This is a genomic window from Lysinibacillus sp. RC46 (assembly GCF_041262385.1).
Taxonomy (GTDB): Bacteria; Bacillota; Bacilli; order Bacillales_A; family Planococcaceae; genus Lysinibacillus.
Window position 1 is genome coordinate 30,101 of the sequence record NZ_JBGCCF010000009.1, and the last position, 19,524, is coordinate 49,624.

The following is a 19,524-nucleotide window of genomic DNA, read 5'->3' on the forward strand; positions in this document are numbered from 1 at the left end:
GAGGCACACATGAAAAAGGCTTTTGGTTTTTTTATCATTTTACTGTCCTTACCTGTCCTTTGGTGGATTAGTACAAATATTAGGACAGAGATCAATGCGGCACAAGCGCATGAGGAGGAAATTGCTAGTGCTATTCATTTACCGGAAGTACAGCCACAGCTTCCAGTAACACTTATTGATCGAAACGGCAAAACATTTAGCGAGGAATATGTCGAATGGCGTCAACCTCTAACATTACAGGAAACCCCAAAAATTGCCCAGGAAATTTTTATCGCAAGTGAGGACGCACATTTTTATGAGCATATCGGCTTTGACCTCAGTGCGATCATCCGTGCAGTTGTTGCTAACTCAAGCTCAAATTCAGCTTCTCAAGGTGCTAGCACCATTACACAGCAGCTCGTTCGTATGCGTTATTTATCCGATGAAAAAACATATGAACGAAAATTAACAGAGATTTTTTACTCCTATGAGCTTGAGAAAGAATTTGATAAAGACGAGATTTTAACGATGTATCTAAATGAAGCCTATTTTAGCAATCAAGTTTATGGAATTGGTGGAGCAGCTACATATTATTTTCAAAAACCACTCCAAGAGCTATCTATAGCTGAAATTGCTTTTATTGCTGCCATTCCAAATAACCCCTCGCTTTATAATCCTTTAAAAAACTTTGATAAAACAAAAGCGAGGCAAGAGCGGTTATTAGATACACTCGCAGCGAGTGGCGCTATAACAAAAGAAAATGCCACTACATATAAAGCTGAAACTATAACGTTAAATGTAAAGAATAAAGCGCAAAGCTACCCTATGTACAGCACGTATGTCCTACAAGAGCTTAGATGGTTAGTTGCAGAAAAAGAAGGTTATTCAGATCGACTTGCAAATACACAAGGCGAGGAAGAGAAGAAAAAAATCAAAGCGCAGCTAGACAATCGACTCAATACATTATTCCAAAATGGATTAACGATTTATACCGCGCTTGACCCAGACAAACAAGCACATGATGAGAAAAAAATGACTGCAATTCTAGGCTCAGGTAAATTACAAGCAGCTGGAGCAGTTATTGATAATACATCCCGAGAAGTTGTTAGTCTTTATGCTGGGAAAAACTACGAGAAGTTTGGTTATCATCGTGCCTTTCAAGGTACGCGTCAGCCAGGCTCTGCCTTTAAACCGTTAGCGGTGTACGCTCCTTTCTTTGAAACGACAGCTCACACACCTGATTCTATAGTAAGTGGTGGCAGTTATTGTGTCGGTTCATTTTGTCCGCAAAACTATGGAGGCTTTAAATACGGTGATGTACCAATTAGAGTAGCATTTCGAAATAGTTACAATACATCGGCTCTTCGTCTCTTTAACACAGTCGGAATTGACACAGCCTTTAGTTACTTAGATCGCTTTCATTTCCGCTCCATCGTGGCAAAAGACCATGATTATGCTCCTGCCTCTTTGGGAGGGTTAACGTATGGTGTTACAGCACTTGAGCTAGCAGATGCTTATACAAGCTTTATAGACGGCTCATACGTACTTGCCCATAGCATCCGTAAAGTAACAGCATCTGATGGCACGGAGCTTTACAGCTGGGATTCAGCACGCGATCAAATTTGGTCACCGAAAACGGTTAAGTATATGCGTTCGATGCTTACAGATGTTGTTACTAAAGGTACAGGACAAGGCGTTTATAGTAGAAGTAACTATGTCGGTGCCAAAACGGGAACAACTAACGACTATCGCGACTACTGGCTTGCTGGATTAAATGATGAATACACTGCAGCAGTATGGCTTGGCTACGATAAGCCACAATCTATGGAGAGTTTAGAATCTTATAAGATTCACCACAAGCTATTTAATGTTTTACTGGAATAAAAATCAATTATGCCTCGGCATAATTGTAGCTGACGCTTTGCTTTCGCTACATAAAACATTTGTTGCTGTCGCTTCGCTTTCGCACAGATAAACAATACGTCCGGAATCGGCTTTGTGCTTAGGCCTGCGTGAGAGCCACACGATGTCGGTCGTTTCGGTAATGCCGCAGGACCTGGCGTTTTTACCGATGCAGGTCAGTTAGCCGTTATCGCATGGATGCGATGATTTTAGGCTAACATCCTTTAAGCACTCCTTTCCGATTCCGTGACATCCGCCGGAGGCTTAACTTCTTACAGCGGATGTCTTTTGTACCGAAAGCGTAGCGACAGGTACAGATGTTTGGACAACCGCTGTAAGAAGTCAAAAGGAGCAGCCCTGAGTGAAATTCTTCACTCTAGGGCTGCTCCTTTATTGTTTTAACGTTACTATGTAATTTAATAAACCACGGCATTTAATGAGCAAACGGTAAGCTTGCCAAAATACCATTATACAATTTTAAAACAACATAAACTAATAGCGATAATAGTATTGTCCACATAAAAAGCTCAAATACTAATAAGCCAATCGTTCCACCCATCGACATAAAATGACTCATTTTATAGATAAGGTAAATAAAGTAGATAAAAACAGTTAAGATAAAAATACCTACTAAAACGTAAATAAATTGAATAGCAAAGGCTGAACAGATTGCACCAACCAATAAAATGATGTATCCACCTCGTGCTTGATTAACTGTCGCACCATCATGATCCTTTGAGAAAAACAACATTCCTAGTTCATGAATAGTTTCCCCTACTAATTTTAATGCCGAAAATAACATAAAAAAGATTACTGCAAAGACAATTAGCAAGAATACACGGAGCTCGAAATCGGATAAAAACTCACGCATGCCGGAATACACACCGATTGCATGAAAAACTAGCAACGATTCACTTACTGCATACATTCCAAATGTCAAACTAAACAATAAAATCGTAATTAATGGTAGATAACCATAAATATAAGGGTTCTTCATAAATTTTTTTCCTCTATTATTATTGATAACTTCCTATTTATAATATATCCAAAATTCTTCCACTATCGCAAGCTAAATCCTATGAGCATATGCATTCATACAAAAAGTGCGATATAATTAACATACTTATCTGCATAAAGGAGGATTTTTTTGTTACAAGTACTTTATATTTTCATTCCAATGCTTGCTGCAATATTTGTGCCACTTTTATATAAAAACATTAAAAATATTCACACAGGCTGGTTTGTTCTTGCGGTACCTGCTACACTCGCGATTATTTACGCGTCTTATATCGGGAAAGTAGCAGATGGTAAAGTATTTCTTGAAGAGCTTCCTTGGATTCCATCGCTTGATATTTCCATCGTTTCTTATTTAGATGGACTTAGCTTGCTGTTCTCATTACTGATTACTGGAATTGGCTCATTAGTCGTACTTTACTCTATTTTTTACTTAGACAAACATAAAGAAAAATTACATAATTTTTATGTTTACCTATTATTATTTATGACCGCAATGCTAGGAGTAGTACAGTCAGATCATTTAATTACGCTGTACTTCTTTTGGGAACTAACATCTATTTCATCATTTTTACTGATTGGCTATTGGTATTCTCGTGATGCCTCTCGCTTTGGTGCACTTAAGTCAATGATGATTACAGTCGGTGGCGGCTTAATGATGTTAGGAGGATTCATCCTTCTTTATATAATGGGAGGAACGTATTCAATCCGTGAACTTATTATCATGGCACCTAGTTTAGTGCAGCATCCGCTGTTCACCTGGTCGCTCGTTTTAATACTTCTAGGAGCATTTACGAAATCTGCCCAATTCCCATTCTACATTTGGTTACCAGATGCAATGGAAGCGCCAACACCAGTAAGTGCATACCTTCACTCTGCAACAATGGTAAAGGCAGGTATTTATTTAGTTGCACGCTTTACACCGATTTTTGCTGTTTCTGAGCTTTGGGTATGGCTCGTTACAGGCGTAGGTATCTTAACGCTATTCTGGGGTTCATTCTTTGCTGTGAAGCAAACAGATTTAAAAGGGATCCTTGCTTTCTCTACAGTGAGTCAGCTTGGACTTATAATGTCATTGCTCGGCGCAAGTGCTTTGGCGTTTCATGGCAACGGGGCAACAGATACTATTAAATTTGCTGCCTTTGCGGCGATTTTCCACCTTATTAACCACGCAACATTTAAAGGAAGCCTATTCATGATTGCTGGTATTGTCGATCATGAAACAGGTACACGTGATATTCGTAAGCTCGGAGGCTTAATGAGTATTATGCCGCTTAGCTTTACAGTAGCGGCAATCGGAAGCTTATCAATGGCTGGTCTACCGCCATTTAATGGCTTCTTAAGTAAGGAAATGTTTTTAACTGCAATGCTTGCACTGCAAAATTTCGAATTTTTAGGCTTTGAAACATGGGGAGCACTCTTCCCGATTGTTGCTTGGATTGCTAGTATATTTACATTTGTCTATAGCTTCTATTTTGTTTTCAGAACATTTACTGGTAAATATACACCAGAAAAATTACCTCATAAACCACACGAAGCACCGATTGGCATGCTAATTTCGCCGATGATTTTAGCAGCATTAGTCGTAACAATATTCTTTATTCCGAACCTAGTTGGTGATACTTTTGTAAAGCCAGCAGTACAAGCTATTCAGCCATTCTTATATGATTCACCGAAGGATATTGATATTCATGTGGCAGCCTGGCATGGTGAAATTACACCTGAATTGCTTATGACGTTTGGCATAGTAATTGTTGGGGTTCTATTATTTGTAGCGTTACCGAAATGGCAGGGTATTTATCAAAAATTCCCACGAGCTTTAACATTAAATAATGCATACAACAAGATTATGCTTGGACTAGATGTTGGGTTAAATCGCGTATCACGTCTTTATATGACAGGCTCTATGCGTCACTACCTGCTGTATATGTTTAGTAGCATTGCAGCAATTGTAATAGGTTCTTTATTTGTGAAGGATGCTTTTACAGTCTCCTTCCAAGATACTGCACCTATTCATCCTTACGAGATCATTTTAGTTTTGGTGTTAGTCGTTGGAACAGCCATTACTATTTTAGCAAAATCACGTTTAACAGCCATTATAGGTCTTGGTGCAGTGGGCTACACAGTAGCATTATTCTTCGTTATTTTTAATGCTCCTGATTTAGCATTAACACAGCTTGTCATTGAAACAATTTCTGTTGCGCTATTTTTACTAGCGTTTTATCATCTGCCTAAGCTTGGAAAACGAGAAGAGCGCATGAGATTCCAATTAAATCGCGCGATTGTTTCCATTGCAGTCGGTGTTATGGTTACGCTTTTAGCACTGTCTGCACATTCACAAAAATTGATTCCAACTATTTCGAAGTATTATGAGGAAACAGTTTATTCAAAAGCAGGCGGTGGAAACATTGTCAACGTGATCTTAGTAGACTACCGTGGCTTTGATACATTATTTGAAATTACAGTACTAGCTATTGCTGGAATGGCCATTTTAGCAATGATAAAGCTACGCATGAATAGAAAGGAGAAAACACATGAAAACAAATGATGTCATTATACAATTTACAACAAAAATTGTATTCTTCATTATTTTCTTCTTCTCCATTCATATTTTTCTCGCTGGTCATTACACACCTGGAGGCGGCTTTGTTGGTGGACTTTTAACATCGAGTGCTATTGTACTCTTAGTCCTTGCCTTTGATTTAAATACGGTTCGTAAGGTTTTACCTATAAATTATACGTATTTAACAGCAATTGGCTTACTACTTGCACTGGCAACAGCCGCTTTCCCAATGTTTGTAGGTCAACCGTTTTTTACACATTTCTTTGATTATTTCGATTTACCGCTTCTAGGCAAACAGTCATTACACACGGCTATGCTTTTTGATAGCGGTGTCTATTTGGTTGTTGTCGGCGTTACGATGACCATTATTCAAACGATTGGGGAGGATGAATAATGGAAATATTGATGGCGTTTGTCATAGGCTTTCTGTTTATGGCAGCGGTTTATTTAATCTTATCTAAAAGCTTATTGCGTATTATTATCGGGACAGGCCTTTTAAGTCATGGCGCTCATCTTCTCATTTTAACGATGGGCGGGCTAGGTGGAGAAGCACCACCTGTTTTAAAGGAAGGGGCAAAAACTTTTGCAGACCCATTACCACAGGCGCTTATTTTAACAGCGATTGTTATTAGTTTTGGGGTAACAGCTTTCTTCCTTGTACTAGCATACCGTTCTTATCAGGAGCTTGAGACAGATGATATAAGCTTAATGAGAGGAAGTGATGAGGATGAATAACTTCCTTCTACCGCCAATTATCATCCCGTTTTTCTTCGGTATGATTTTAATGTTTGGGCAAAAAAACTTAAAATACCAACGTTCATTCGCATTACTTGGTATAGGGCTCGCACTTACATCAGCGATTTCACTACTTTTAAAGGTGAAAAATGACGGTATCCAAAAGGTGACATTCGGAGATTGGCCTGTGCCATATGGCATTACGATGGTTTCTGATATGGTGTCCGCACTGCTTGTCACAACAACGCTGCTGATCGCACTTTTTGTTGTTTGGTATGGCTTCGGTTCCATCACAAAGGAACGTGAACGCTTCTTCTACTATCCTGGAATTATGTTTATTTTAACCGGGGTTAACGGGGCATTTACGACAGGCGATATTTTTAACCTTTTCGTATTCTTCGAGGTATTGTTAATGGCCTCTTATTTACTCATCGTTCTTGGGGGCGAGAAAGGACAGCTTAAAGGTTCTATTAAATATATTTTAATTAATGTTATTTCATCTGCATTATTTGTTATTACAGTTGCCTACCTTTACTCTGTAGTAGGTACATTAAACATGGCAGATATTGCAGTAAAGATTGCTGAAATTAATCAACCAGGTATCGTTACTGTTATCGCTGTACTATTTTTAATGGTATTTGGGTTAAAAGCGGCTATTTTCCCGCTATACTTTTGGCTTCCAACTTCTTATGCAGCAGCACCTATACCAGTACTAACGCTATTTGGTGCACTACTAACAAAGGTGGGCATTTATGCGATTACTCGAACATATACATTGTTCTTTGTTCATGATTTATCGTATACACATGATCTACTGATGGCATTAGCAGTTGCAACAATTATTGCGGGCTGTATTGGTGCACTTGCCTATCACGATGTAAAGCTCATCATTATCTATAATATTGTCATAGCTGTAGGTGTTATTTTATTCGGTGTATCTCAAATGAATGAAATCTCCCTAAAAGGTGCAATGTTCTATTTAATTCATGACATGCTTATAAAAGCAGCGCTCTTTATGTTAATAGGCATAGTGATTTACATTACGGGTACATCTGATTTACGAAAAATGGGCGGTCTTATGAATAAATATCCTGCTCTTGGTTGGTGCTATTTAATTGCAGCATTTGGTCTAGCAGGGATTCCTCCACTTAGTGGCTTCGTTGGAAAGCTGTTGATTGTACAGGGAGGCTTTGAAGCAGGCAGTAAATGGAGCAGTATTTTTATTTTAGCTTCGTCTCTTCTCGTTTTATTGTCTGTTATTCGTATTTTCCTTTATGCCTTTTGGGGTGAAGAAAAAGAAACAACGGGTACTGTCGATAAAAAAGTCTACAATACTCTATTTGTGCCTACTGTGCTTTTAGTACTCATTACTGTAGCCTATGGTGTAGGCTCTGAATGGATTACTCCATTTATGGACGATGCGGCAAAACTATTAAGTGATCCATCTATTTATATAGATGCTGTAATGAAGGGGGATTAGAGATATGGCATTTCAAATTATTTTAAATGTTGTACTTGCCTTCGTTTGGATGTTCCTTTCTTCTAATTACACAGCAACAGGCTTTATCGTTGGGTTCATTCTCGGTATTATATTGCTCATTATTATGCGAAGGTTTTTTACTACCCGACTTTACGTCTACCGTATATGGGCAATGATTAAACTGACGTTACTCTTTTTAAAGGAGTTAGTGTTAGCGAATATACAAGTTCTTCAAGTAGTCTTAAAGCCTAAGTTGGATATGCAGCCTGCATTCTTTGCCTATCCGACTGTTTTAACAGAAGAATGGGAAATTACTTTATTATCAAGTCTTATTACGTTAACACCTGGTACAATAGTAGTGCATGTATCAGATGATGCAAAAACTTTGTATGTACATGCTATCGATATGAGTGATGTCGATGAAGCGATTACAGCAATTCGAGATTCATTTGAGAAAGCGATTTTGGAGGTGAGTAAATCATGACAACATTTATTATTGCTTCGATTGTAGTGATTTGCTTATCAATGATTGCAGTCATTTATCGAATGGTTAAAGGACCTTCTGCATCCGATCGTGTAGTAGCATTGGATTCATTAGGTGTATCAGTAATCTCGCTAATTGGACTGTTTTCAGTACTGGTTGAAACAAGCTTCTTCCTGGAGATTATATTATTGTTAGCGATTTTATCGTTTATCGGTACTGTTGCTTTCTCTAAATTCATAGAGAAAGGAGATATCATTAAACGTGACAATTCTCGCTAATAGTTTAGTTATCTTTTTCATTTCTGTAGGGGTGCTATTTATAGTTGTGACAGCCATTGGTCTTGTCCGTTTACCTGATTTGTACACACGTGCGCACGCTGCTTCTAAAAGTGCAACGCTCGGTGTCATGTGCGTACTCATTGGCGTATTCTTTCACTTTTGGCTGATTGAAGATCACTTTAATCCCCGCATTTTGCTCGGTATACTGTTCCTGTTTATCACAGGTCCTGTCGGAGGGCATATTATGGCTCGCTCCTCATACATCGCTGGCGTAAAACCTTGGAAAGGCACAGTACACGACGAGCTGGGACCTGAAATTGATCGGATGAAAAAGGAACAAGGCATTAAATAACTTTTCAAAAATAGTTGGCCAATGAATAAACTTCATTGGCCAACTTTTTTTAATTATTTGATAGCATAAAAAATTCCTTCTCTAAACCAATGCCTTCCCAAAAGTTTAGTGCTAAGTCATTTTCTAAATCTACATAGACATTTACTACAGTAGTATCATGTTCGTCATTAAACCAATTCACTAAATCATCTACTAGACGTTTAGCAACCTTCTGTCTTCTATATACTGGTACTACATAAACCTCGTCTATTTGACCGTAGTTCATATCGTAAATAAAATCCTTTTTGATCGATGCCAATCCAAAACCAATCATTTCATTATTTTCATTCGTTGCTATATAAATGGCCCCATATTTTGAATGAATATATTGTTCCAGCTGTTCTTGAATTCCCTTCCTTTCACTCTCCCCTAATTCACAATCTGCCGTTTCTATGGCATTTTCATTCCATAGTTCCAATATTTCATTTAATAATTTCTGGTTTACAACATCCTCAGTTAATAGTTGAATATGTATGCTCATTTCTTTCATCTCCTATAACGTTTGATGATTTAATCATCTCACAATATATGGAATCATTCTATTATAAACAGGTAAATCTACCAATTAATTATACTTCGGCATAATTGTTGCTGTCGCTTCGCTTTCGGTACAAAAAACATTCGCTGAAAGAAGTTAAAAAAATCTGCTCATCATAAGTAAGCAGATTCTTTAAGAAAACAGATTTAGTATATATATCCTTTTAAAGTTAATATGTCTGTGAGCTGTTCTACGCATTCTTCGATAGAATGGCGTTCTGTGTCTAAAATAATTTCTGGGTTTTCCGGTTCTTCATAGGGTGCACTAATCCCAGTAAAGTTTGGAATTTCCGCATTACGAGCTTTTTTATAAAGACCTTTTGGATCACGTTTTTCACATGTTTCAACAGAACACTTCACATAGACCTCTATAAATTCTCCGGCTTCCACAAGCTCACGGACAACTTGACGATCTTCACGGTAAGGTGAAATAAAAGCAGTTAGAACAATTTGTCCATTTTCCACAAAAAGCTTAGATACCTCTCCAATACGTCGTATATTTTCTTTACGGCTTGTTTCGTCGAATCCTAAATCCTTATTTAAGCCATGGCGAACATTATCACCATCTAAGACAAATGCTTGATTGCCCCGTTCAAAGAGTCGGCGCGCGAAGGCATTCGCCACAGAAGATTTTCCTGATGCTGATAAACCAGTGAACCATAAAATAAAGCTTTGATGCTTGTTTTGTGTACGACGCTCCTCTTTCGTAATGGACGCTTCATGCCAAACGATGTTTGAACTCACTTTAAAACCTCCTTACGCATCCCTTTAATTAGTACATCCACAACCTCTTTACGACTAAATGTACTTGGTGGTACTTCGCCATTACGTAACATTTCACGAACCTTAGTACCCGATAAAATAACATGTGCTGAGCTATCATGTGCACAAGTTTTCGTCGTTGCCATGCCTTCACATATGTTGCAATAGAAGCTATGCTCAAATTTTAAAGGAACAATTCCTAATTCATCTTCCGTAAATTGTTCAAAGATTTTTTGTGCATCGTATGTGCCATAGTAATCACCAACACCTGCATGGTCACGCCCAACGATAAAATGCGTACAGCCATAATTTTTTCGTACAAGTGCATGGAAGATAGCTTCCTTTGGCCCTGCATAACGCATTGCAGCTGGAAACACGCCTAATTGCACGCGTTTTTCAGGATAATAATTTTGTAGTAAAACTTCGTAACTTTCCATGCGAATTGCAGCTGAAACATCGTCTGACTTCGTTTCCCCAACTAGCGGATTTAAAAATAATCCATCAATTGTTTCAAGTGCAGCCTTTTGAATATATTCATGTGCTCGATGCACAGGATTCCGTGTTTGGAAGCCAACAATTGTTTTCCAACCCTTTTCAGCAAAAAGCTTTCGTGTTTCAAGCGGATCGAATGAATAGCCAGGAAACTTTTGCTCTAGACGTTTTACTAATGTAATTTTTCCACCCACATAAATACTTGGACGTTCAAGCAACTTGTTAACACCTGGATGCTGTATATCCTCCGTGCCGTATATTAACAATGCCTCTTTCCGTTTATTTGGCTCATAAATATCGGCAACTTCAATAACACCATAAACAGCATCACCGAATACTAGTTTTGCCTCATCACCAGGCTGCAATGTTGTCGCTACATCCTTTGCTACAGGTAATGTAATCGGAATACTCCATACCACGCCTGACGCTAAACGTGTATGTTCAACAACGGATTCATAATCTTCCTGCGTTAAAAAACCTTCAATTGGACTGTAACCACCGATAGCAATTAACTCTAAATCACTCAGTGCAATGGCATCAAGCTCGATAACTTTATTTATATGCGTTACATCCTTCTCTGGATTAAAGGCTTGCACTAATAGTCCACCATGTGGTTGTAAACTCATCAAAATCTCCTCCTAGTTCTATAAAATTACTCATTTATATTTAAGTGTATTTGCATATTTTATTGATTTTTTGTCTTAGGCAAATTGAGGCTTCTGCAATTGACTGGCTTCCTTTCAAAAGTGATCGGGCATCTCCTCTGATTTGATCGGCTTCCTTTCAAAAGTGATCGGGTACTCCTCTGATTTGATCGGCTTTCCTCCTCAACCGGATATTTAAATTCCTTCACCCGCATCGTATATTGAGCGCTCTTCTTCACGCATTGTTCGCATTAAACTAATGACACCCAGTGTTCCAACAATAATACTGCCAATTAATACGATGGCATAGACATCTTTCTCTAAAAAAAGTTGTACTAAAAAATAGGAAATGGCTAAAGAAAGGATTGGCGAGACAATCCAAATACGGATTATTTTTTTCACAATATGCTTATGGAAAATTTGTTTCCCGTCTTTGGCCATCCCCATTCCGATAATCGAAGAGGATGTTACTTGTGTTAATGGTACGGGAAGCCCAAAGATAGAGCTTATACCGACTAGAAATGCACCTGTACTCGATATTAATATTCCTTCTGCCTTTTCAAAGCGCATAATTTTTTTTCCGTTTGTTTCAAGCACACGTTTTCCTAGTAGCACCGCCCCAAGCGCCACAAATGCCCCACCAAGCAATATTCCAGTTGTTACACTCATCATTCCTGCACCAACAAGAGGCCCAATTGCATTTGCTACGTTATTCATCCCTGCTGAAAATGCTTCGAAAAATCCTGCAAACACAAGGAGAATCGTTAATATTGGATGATCTTTTAACAAACCTTTAACTCGTAATTTATACAGCCACTTCCCAAAGACAAATGCAATGACAAACGCTATGATTGGCACTATTACCCAAAACGATATGATGACAAGCAATGATTTAATATATAACACTTTGTAGGCAATCCCTACACCTACAACTGCTCCTACTGTCACTTCACTTGTTGATAACGGAATGCCTAAAAGATTGGCGAGAAATAGTGAGCTTGTCGCAGAAACCAATATAATAATGACAATCTTTACTGTAATGTACTCCTGCGGCATTATGCCGGAGCTGATTGTTTTTACTACCTCTCCACCTCCAAGAACTGCCCCAGAAAAAACTCCTACTGAGCAAATGAGCAATGCTTGCCAAGCTTTTTTGATGGCACCTGCTCCGTAAGCAACTCCCATTGAGGCTGCCGCTCCACTAGCACCTATATTCATCGCAAAAAATAAACTAATCGCTATTGCTACATATTCAAGCATGGCAAAACTCCTTTACTCATGTAATCCACACTCAGTTTTACCAGACCCCTGCCATCTACCTGAACGCAAATCATCCATTGTAAATGCTGGTTTTGTACAATGCTCACAGCCAATGCTTGGATAGCCTTTATCATGTAAAGGATTGTACGGCAAATTATGCTTTGAAACATACCGCCAGATATCCTTCCATGACCAATGAATGAGTGGACAAATTTTAATGGATTTAAATTTATCGTCATGATTGATAAAGTTCATATTTTGTCGGGTTGGTGATTGTTCACGTCGTAAGCCTGAAATCCAAGCCTTTGCTCCAGCTAACGCTTCATGTAACGGCACAATTTTGCGAATTTCGCAGCATTTATTTGCATTAGACTTCCATAATTCATTACCAAATTCTATTGCCTGTTGTTCGAGTGTCAGTGCAGGTTTTTGCATAATAATGTTAAGCTGCGGATATTTTTCTTTTACTTTATCAATTGTTTCATATGTTTCCTTAAAATGAACATCTGTATCTAAAAAGATAATCGTAGCATTAGGCTTCACCTTTGAAATAAGGTCAATCAAGACAATTCCCTCAATCCCAAAGCTACATGCATAGACGATATCCTCACCATATTCAGCATAACTCCACTGTAAAACCTCCAATGCACCCTTATTCGTTTCGTCTACCTGAAAATTCAATGTTGGCTCATGCCAAGTTGCATATGTTAGCATATAATCCCCCTCATAACGAAAAAGAGGCGTTCTAACGAAAGACATATATAGACATGTCTTTGTTAAAACGCCTCTAGTTTTACTAGCCAGCTTATTAGTTCATTATGTAATGATTGTTCACTAGTATTGCCTACCCCGTTCTACAATCATTTTTCTTATTACCCAATATATACTAAAGTACACCTAGTAGTCAACTAGGTTTTTGTAAAAATTCATTTCAATGAGTCCAAATTTTTTATCCCGGTCAAAAGTAATATCTTTAATTCCATGTTGACTAATAGGAAATATATGTTTAATGTATAACTAAGCTTTGAACCAAACCAATATAAAATGCTGATCAGAGGATCTGAAGGCCATCTACTTATGACGATTATAAATCGTATTGGTAGATGGCCTTTTGTTTCTCTAGACAAAAAAGGAGCGATATATTTTATGAAAAAAAGAAAACAACTTTTCCAATCGTTAGCATTGATATCTGCATTAACGCTGACATTAACAGGTTGTGGTAGTAGCTCTTCGGAAAAAGATACAGGTGCTCAGGATACCAAAAAAACTGTAGAACTATTAAATGTATCTTATGATCCAACACGTGAGCTTTACGAGGAGTTCAACAAAGATTTTATAAAAAAATGGAAGGATGAAACCGGTCAAGATGTAACGATAAAACAATCACATGGTGGCTCTGGTAAACAAGGTCGAGCTGTAATCGATGGTCTGAAGGCTGATGTTGTGACACTAGCACTAGCTTACGATATTGATGAGATTGCACAAGCTCGAGGCCTATTAAAAAAAGATTGGCAAACAAAATTTGAAAATAACTCTACACCTTATACATCGACTATTGTCTTTTTAGTACGCAAAGGCAATCCAAAGGGTATTAAAGACTGGGATGATTTAATAAAAGACGATGTATCTGTCATCACACCAAACCCTAAAACATCTGGTGGTGCACGGTGGAATTATTTAGCCGCTTGGGCCTATGCAGGGAAATTATATAACAATGATGAGGCAAAAATAAAAGAATTTATGAAAGCTCTATATAGCAATGTGGAGGTGCTGGATTCTGGTGCACGCGGCGCTACAACAACTTTTGTTGAACGTAAAATTGGTGACGTTTTAATTGCATGGGAAAATGAAGCCTATTTATCGCTTAATGAATTGGGTGATGATGAGTTTGACATCATTACACCTTCTTTAAGTATTTTAGCTGAGCCTCCTGTGGCAATTGTTGACAAAATCGTTGATAAAAAAGGTACACGCGAAGTAGCAGAGGCCTATTTAAAGCATTTATATAGTAAGCGGGGTCAAGAAATTGCTGCTAAAAATTACTATCGACCACGAGATGAAAAAATTCTAGCAAAATATCAAGAGCAATTCCCAAAACTTGAACTTGTTTCAATCGATGATTTCGGTGGCTGGGCAGAAGCACAAGCAAAACATTTTAAAGATGGTGGTACATTCGACGAAATTTATGTACCTCAATAAGGAGACCTATCTATTATGAGTAGTTTAACTGCTAATAAGAAAACACGCCGCATTATCCCTGGCTTTCACCTTTCTCTTGGCTATACCATGTTATATGTTAGCTTGCTAGTCTTATTGCCACTATCGATGATTTTTATTCATACAATGTCTCTAAGCTGGACAGAGTTTGTTAATATTGTGACCGCCCCTCGTGCTGTTGCTTCCTATAAGGTAAGCTTCAGTACAGCTCTCGCTGCTGGTTTATTAAATGTTATTTTTGGCACAATCATTGCTTGGGTGCTTGTGCGCTATAGCTTTCCCTTTAAACGAATCATCGATGGGCTTGTCGATTTACCATTTGCTTTACCAACTGCTGTAGCAGGCATTGCCTTAACATCACTCTATGCACCAAATGGTTGGATTGGTCAATTTTTCAATTTTAAAATTGCCTTTACACCACTCGGCATTATCATTGCCCTTACATTTATCGGGCTACCATTTGTCGTTCGTACTGTGCAGCCTGTCTTACAAAATATTAGTGCTGAGGTTGAGGAAGCCTCTGCAAGCCTTGGAGCAACTCGTCTACAAACCTTTCGTAAAGTGATTTTTCCAGAGCTTGCTCCTGCCATTTTAACAGGTTTTTCATTAGCATTTGCACGTGCACTAGGAGAGTATGGTTCTGTTGTTTTTATCGCCGGGAATATGCCGATGAAGACTGAAATTACGCCATTAATTATTATGACAAAGCTCGAACAATATGACTACGCTGGTGCAACTGCTATTGCAGTGATCATGCTTGTCACGTCCTTCATCCTATTATTTAGCATTAATTTAATACAATGGTTGGCAAATCGTCGCTTTGTACATTAGGAGGTATTTATGGAACAGTCAACATTTATACAGCAAGTTGCTCCTGAAAAAAATAATGCAGTGACAAAGTCTGCTGCCTTACAAGAGCCTCGCTTTGTCCGATATACGCTAACTTTTATTGCGCTAGCTTTTTTAGCATTGTTCATTGTGCTTCCGCTAGTATCAATTTTTTCCACTGCCTTTCAAAAAGGAGTAGACGTATATGTAGCAGCTATCACACATCCAGATGCATTGGCGGCTATTAAGTTAACCTTAACTGTCGTCGCGATTGCAGTACCAATAAACGCAATCTTTGGAGTTATGGCTGCTTGGGCTTTAACAAAGTTCAACTTTAAAGGGAAAAATCTATTACTTACGATTGTCGATCTTCCTTTTGCAGTATCTCCTGTTATTGCAGGTTTAGTATTTATTTTGTTATTTGGCTCACAGGGACTATTTGGGGATTGGCTATTTGAACATGACATTAACATTGTTTTTGCGCTACCTGGTATTGTCCTAGCTACTGTCTTTGTCACGTTGCCCTTTGTTGCACGGGAGCTTATTCCTCTTATGCAGACACAAGGCACTTCTGAGGAGGAGGCATCCATTTCACTTGGTGCCAATGGTTTTAAAACATTTTGGCATGTGACATTGCCAAATATCAAATGGGGCTTATTGTACGGCCTTATCCTATGTAATGCTCGGGCAATCGGTGAATTTGGTGCCGTTTCTGTTGTATCAGGGCATATTAGAGGGATGACAAATACGATGCCCCTTCATATTGAAATTTTATACAATGAATACCAATTTGCAGCAGCCTTCGCCGTTGCTTCATTGATGAGCGTGATCGCCATTATTACACTTATCGTTAAAGATATTATTGCTTGGAAATCAAAATCTGCCTAAAGGAGGTATTGTCAGCATGAGCATTCAAATTAAAAATGTATCTAAAAAATTCGGTTCCTTTCAAGCTTTAGAAGATGTTTCACTTCATATTCAATCAGGGGAACTGGTTGCCCTTCTCGGCCCATCTGGTTCTGGCAAAACTTCTTTACTACGCGTTATTGCTGGGCTTGAAACGTCAGATGTTGGCGAGATTTTATTTGACGGTCAATCGATGATAGATCGTCATCCAAAGGAGCGAAATGTAGGCTTTGTATTCCAGCATTATGCGCTTTTTCGCCATATGACAGTTTTTGATAATGTCGCTTACGGTCTTAAAGTACGCCCTCGTAAAACAAGACCTTCTAAACTTGAAATTAAGGACAAAGTGATGGAACTTCTACGACTCGTCAAACTAGATAATTTTTCTGATCGTTACCCAACTCAGCTTTCAGGTGGGCAACGTCAGCGTGTTGCACTTGCTAGAGCTCTCGCCGTGGAGCCCAAGGTGCTTTTATTAGATGAACCTTTTGGAGCACTGGATGCTAAGGTACGCAAGGAATTGCGGCGCTGGCTACGAAAGCTTCACGATGATTTTCATATAACAAGCATTTTTGTTACACACGATCAGGAAGAGGCACTTGATGTTGCAGACCGAATTGTCGTGATGAACAACGGCAAGATAGAGCAAATTGGTAGCCCAGACGACGTATACACAAACCCAAAGAGCCCTTTTGTTTTTGATTTTTTAGGTAATGTGAATCTCTTTAAAGGACGATTACATAATGGTAAGCTCCTGCATGGTGAATTTGCGATTGATGTACCTGGCGTACAAGAACATACAGAGGATCATGCAGTAGGCTATGTACGTCCCCATGATATTCATATTGAGAAAACTAACGTACCTGGCACCGTCCCCGTCAAAGTAAGCCATATTCATTTGCTCGGACCTATCGTGCAGATTGAGCTACGTCGTGAAGATATAGATGAATTTTTAGAGGCAGAACTGACTAAAGAACAATTTACTAATCTGCAGCTTAAGGTTGGTGACCATGTATTTGTCAGACCAAAGCAATTAAAAGTCTTTATCCCCGAAGACTTTTCCATTTAAAAAAGCCGTGTAGCAAATTTCTGCTACACGGCTCTTAGTGTTGAAAAACAAAATGATCAAGGAAATATTGTGAAATGTTCTGCCGCTTTAAATGATGATGATTCCCGTTCTAGGCTACTAGTCACACAACTAAGCGTCCAGTCGGAACGGAAATCAATCCCTCATTTTGCCGAAGACCCAGACTTTATTTAATAGGACACAACAACATAAGCCCTGTAGCAAAGAAATTTGCTACAGGGCTACTATTTTATTTATGATGAAAATCTCGTCCGTCGTGAACAGCTGTTACATAGCCAGCACGAATAACAAAATCACCGAAATGCTCGCCATCTTGACGTTCCTTCGCATAGCGCAGAAGGATTGGACGAAGCTCCGCTAAAATCTCCTCTTCACCTATATTTTCGCGATAAATTTTATTGAGACGATTACCAGTAAAGCTCGCCCCTAAATACATATTATATTTTCCTGGACCTTTACCGATAAAGCCAATCTCAGCCATTGCTGCGCGTGAGCAACCATTCGGACAGCCTGACATGCGAATAACGATTTCTGTATCGTTTAAGCCTGCTTCATCGATGATTGTTTCTATTTTTGTAATAAGAGAAGGCAGATAACGCTCTGCTTCTGCCATGGCTAAACCACATGTTGGTAACGATACGCAAGCAATCGAATTACGACGCAATGCAGAATAGTGTGCACCATCTGTAAGCTTGTATTGCTCAATAATAGCAGCGATTTTTTTCTTCTTTTGCGGCGTTACATTACTAATCATTAAATTTTGGTTTGGCGTTAAGCGGAAATCACCCGTATGCACCTTCGCAATTTCTCGTAATCCTGTTAGTAGCTCATAATTTTCAAAGTCCTTAATACGACCATTTTGAATAAATAATGTATAATGCCATTGGCCTTCTGCACCTTTAATCCAGCCAAACTCATCACCTGTACGATTAAAGGTAAATGGACGAGCCTCTTGAATATCCCAGCCTAGACGACGTGTTAGTTCTTCGTTAAACCATTCAAGTCCTCTAGCATCAATTGTATATTTAAAACGTGCATTTTTACGAACCGAACGATTCCCATAATCGCGCTGAATCGTAATAATTTTCTCCGCTGTTTCCAGTAGTTTATCAGGTGTGATAAAGCCAATTATACGAGCAAGCTGTGGGTATGTTTCATGATCGCCATGTGTCATGCCCATTCCTCCGCCAACTGCTACGTTAAAACCTATTAACTTATCCTCTTCAGCAATTGCAATTAACCCTATATCTTGTGAGAATACGTCCACATCATTACTTGGCGGAACAGCAATACCAATTTTAAATTTACGTGGCAAATATTGCGCACCGTATATAGGTTCAATTTCTTCATCTTGAGTGTCAACTACCTTTTCACCATCTAGCCATAGTTCATGGTAAGCTCGTGTTCTAGGCAGTAAATGCTCACTTAATTTGGCAGACCAATTATAGATTTCCTCATGTAATGCGGATTGATTGGGATTCACATTACACATGACATTACGATTGACATCTCCGCAGGCAGCTAGAGAATCTAATAACACCTCATTAATTTCCTGCATATATTTTTTGACGTTCCATTTTAAAATACCGTGCACTTGGAACGCCTGACGTGTCGTTAATTTTAAGGAGCCGTTACCATACTTTCTCGCCATTTCATCCATTACAAGCCATTGTGCTGGAGTAGCTGCTCCGCCCGGTGTACGTACACGCACCATAAATTGATAGGCAGGCTCAAGCTTTTGACGCTGGCGTTCATTACGAAGATCGCGGTCGTCTTGTAAATAACTACCATGGAACTTCATTAGACGATTATCATCCTCTGGAATACCTGAGCTTAATGGATTGTTCATCGTACGTTCTAATGTCCCGCGTAGATAATTACTGTCGGTTTTAATACGTTCTACATCACTAGGCTTCCCTGGTTGTGGAGGTAGAATAATTTTTCCTGTCATTTGTTATCGCTCCT

General features: G+C 38.8%; 19 protein-coding genes. 12 read left to right on the forward strand and 7 right to left on the reverse strand.

The features are described from left to right. The first annotated feature begins 9 nt into the window (after positions 1-9). Positions 10-1,863 (forward strand): transglycosylase domain-containing protein, encoded by a 1,854-nt coding sequence (locus ABH966_RS10175; RefSeq protein ID WP_370078015.1) that lies wholly within the window; start codon positions 10-12, stop codon positions 1,861-1,863. Positions 1,864-2,314: 451 nt separating this feature from the next. On the opposite strand, the gene ABH966_RS10180 is transcribed toward ABH966_RS10175, so the two are convergent. After that, the gene (locus tag ABH966_RS10180) at positions 2,315-2,878 is read right to left on the reverse strand and encodes a DUF5366 family protein (RefSeq protein WP_370078017.1); all 564 of its coding nucleotides are present in this window, start codon (positions 2,876-2,878) and stop codon (positions 2,315-2,317) included. Positions 2,879-3,028: 150 nt separating this feature from the next. On the opposite strand from ABH966_RS10180, the gene ABH966_RS10185 reads away from it, so the two are divergent. The 7 genes from ABH966_RS10185 to mnhG are packed head-to-tail and all read left to right on the forward strand — an operon-like array spanning position 3,029 to position 8,787. Beyond that, positions 3,029-5,443, forward strand: coding sequence for a Na+/H+ antiporter subunit A (locus ABH966_RS10185; protein ID WP_370078019.1), 2,415 nt, complete (start codon positions 3,029-3,031; stop codon positions 5,441-5,443). Beyond that, positions 5,430-5,852 (forward strand): Na(+)/H(+) antiporter subunit B, encoded by a 423-nt coding sequence (locus tag ABH966_RS10190; protein ID WP_370078021.1) that lies wholly within the window; start codon positions 5,430-5,432, stop codon positions 5,850-5,852. Before ABH966_RS10185 ends, ABH966_RS10190 begins: the two co-directional genes overlap by 14 nt. Next, a complete protein-coding gene (locus ABH966_RS10195; RefSeq protein WP_249106769.1) occupies positions 5,852-6,193 on the forward strand; it encodes a Na(+)/H(+) antiporter subunit C in 342 nt (113 codons plus the stop codon). Before ABH966_RS10190 ends, ABH966_RS10195 begins: the two co-directional genes overlap by 1 nt. Next, on the forward strand, positions 6,186-7,673 hold the full coding sequence (locus ABH966_RS10200; RefSeq protein WP_370078023.1) for a Na+/H+ antiporter subunit D: 1,488 nt from the start codon (positions 6,186-6,188) through the stop codon (positions 7,671-7,673). The genes ABH966_RS10195 and ABH966_RS10200 overlap by 8 nt, the downstream gene beginning before the upstream one ends. A 4-nt stretch (positions 7,674-7,677) precedes the next feature. After that, entirely contained in the window at positions 7,678-8,157 is a 480-nt protein-coding gene (locus ABH966_RS10205) for a Na+/H+ antiporter subunit E (RefSeq protein WP_370078025.1), read from the forward strand. Continuing rightward, positions 8,154-8,435, forward strand: a complete 282-nt coding sequence (locus ABH966_RS10210) for a Na(+)/H(+) antiporter subunit F1 (protein WP_142510536.1) — start codon at positions 8,154-8,156, stop codon at positions 8,433-8,435. The genes ABH966_RS10205 and ABH966_RS10210 overlap by 4 nt, the downstream gene beginning before the upstream one ends. Then, positions 8,419-8,787: a monovalent cation/H(+) antiporter subunit G gene (gene mnhG, locus ABH966_RS10215; RefSeq protein WP_370078027.1), complete on the forward strand. Its 369-nt coding sequence runs from the start codon at positions 8,419-8,421 to the stop codon at positions 8,785-8,787. The genes ABH966_RS10210 and mnhG overlap by 17 nt, the downstream gene beginning before the upstream one ends. Positions 8,788-8,836: 49 nt before the next feature. On the opposite strand, the gene ABH966_RS10220 is transcribed toward mnhG, so the two are convergent. The 5 genes from ABH966_RS10220 to ABH966_RS10240 all read right to left on the reverse strand — a co-directional run bounded on the left by ABH966_RS10220 (position 8,837) and on the right by ABH966_RS10240 (position 13,235). Continuing rightward, positions 8,837-9,307, reverse strand: coding sequence for a GNAT family N-acetyltransferase (locus ABH966_RS10220; RefSeq protein WP_370078029.1), 471 nt, complete (start codon positions 9,305-9,307; stop codon positions 8,837-8,839). A gap of 203 nt (positions 9,308-9,510) precedes the next feature. Next, positions 9,511-10,107 carry an adenylyl-sulfate kinase gene (cysC, locus tag ABH966_RS10225; protein WP_370078031.1) on the reverse strand — a complete coding sequence of 199 codons (597 nt, stop codon included), beginning with the start codon at positions 10,105-10,107 and terminating at the stop codon, positions 9,511-9,513. Then, complete coding sequence (sat, locus tag ABH966_RS10230) at positions 10,104-11,243, reverse strand: sulfate adenylyltransferase (protein ID WP_370078033.1); 1,140 nt, start codon at positions 11,241-11,243, stop codon at positions 10,104-10,106. Before sat ends, cysC begins: the two co-directional genes overlap by 4 nt. A 213-nt stretch (positions 11,244-11,456) precedes the next feature. Continuing rightward, positions 11,457-12,521, reverse strand: a complete 1,065-nt coding sequence (locus ABH966_RS10235; RefSeq protein WP_370078035.1) for a sulfate permease — start codon at positions 12,519-12,521, stop codon at positions 11,457-11,459. Positions 12,522-12,533: 12 nt separating this feature from the next. Next, positions 12,534-13,235, reverse strand: a complete 702-nt coding sequence (locus ABH966_RS10240) for a phosphoadenylyl-sulfate reductase (RefSeq protein WP_370078037.1) — start codon at positions 13,233-13,235, stop codon at positions 12,534-12,536. 432 nt (positions 13,236-13,667) lie between these two features. On the opposite strand from ABH966_RS10240, the gene ABH966_RS10245 reads away from it, so the two are divergent. Genes ABH966_RS10245 through ABH966_RS10260 form a run of 4 tightly spaced genes read left to right on the forward strand, consistent with a single transcriptional unit; the run spans position 13,668 to position 17,541 of the window. Further along, positions 13,668-14,720: a sulfate ABC transporter substrate-binding protein gene (locus ABH966_RS10245; protein WP_370078039.1), complete on the forward strand. Its 1,053-nt coding sequence runs from the start codon at positions 13,668-13,670 to the stop codon at positions 14,718-14,720. Positions 14,721-14,735: 15 nt separating this feature from the next. Further along, positions 14,736-15,569 (forward strand): sulfate ABC transporter permease subunit CysT, encoded by an 834-nt coding sequence (cysT, locus tag ABH966_RS10250; RefSeq protein ID WP_370078041.1) that lies wholly within the window; start codon positions 14,736-14,738, stop codon positions 15,567-15,569. A 9-nt stretch (positions 15,570-15,578) separates the two neighbouring features. Beyond that, positions 15,579-16,454 carry a sulfate ABC transporter permease subunit CysW gene (cysW, locus tag ABH966_RS10255; RefSeq protein WP_370078043.1) on the forward strand — a complete coding sequence of 292 codons (876 nt, stop codon included), beginning with the start codon at positions 15,579-15,581 and terminating at the stop codon, positions 16,452-16,454. 16 nt (positions 16,455-16,470) lie between these two features. Continuing rightward, complete coding sequence (locus ABH966_RS10260; protein ID WP_370078045.1) at positions 16,471-17,541, forward strand: sulfate/molybdate ABC transporter ATP-binding protein; 1,071 nt, start codon at positions 16,471-16,473, stop codon at positions 17,539-17,541. A 247-nt stretch (positions 17,542-17,788) separates the two neighbouring features. Here the strand turns inward: ABH966_RS10260 and cysI are convergent, their stop codons facing one another. Next, positions 17,789-19,510, reverse strand: coding sequence for an assimilatory sulfite reductase (NADPH) hemoprotein subunit (cysI, locus tag ABH966_RS10265; RefSeq protein WP_370078047.1), 1,722 nt, complete (start codon positions 19,508-19,510; stop codon positions 17,789-17,791). Positions 19,511-19,524: the final 14 nt, after the last annotated feature.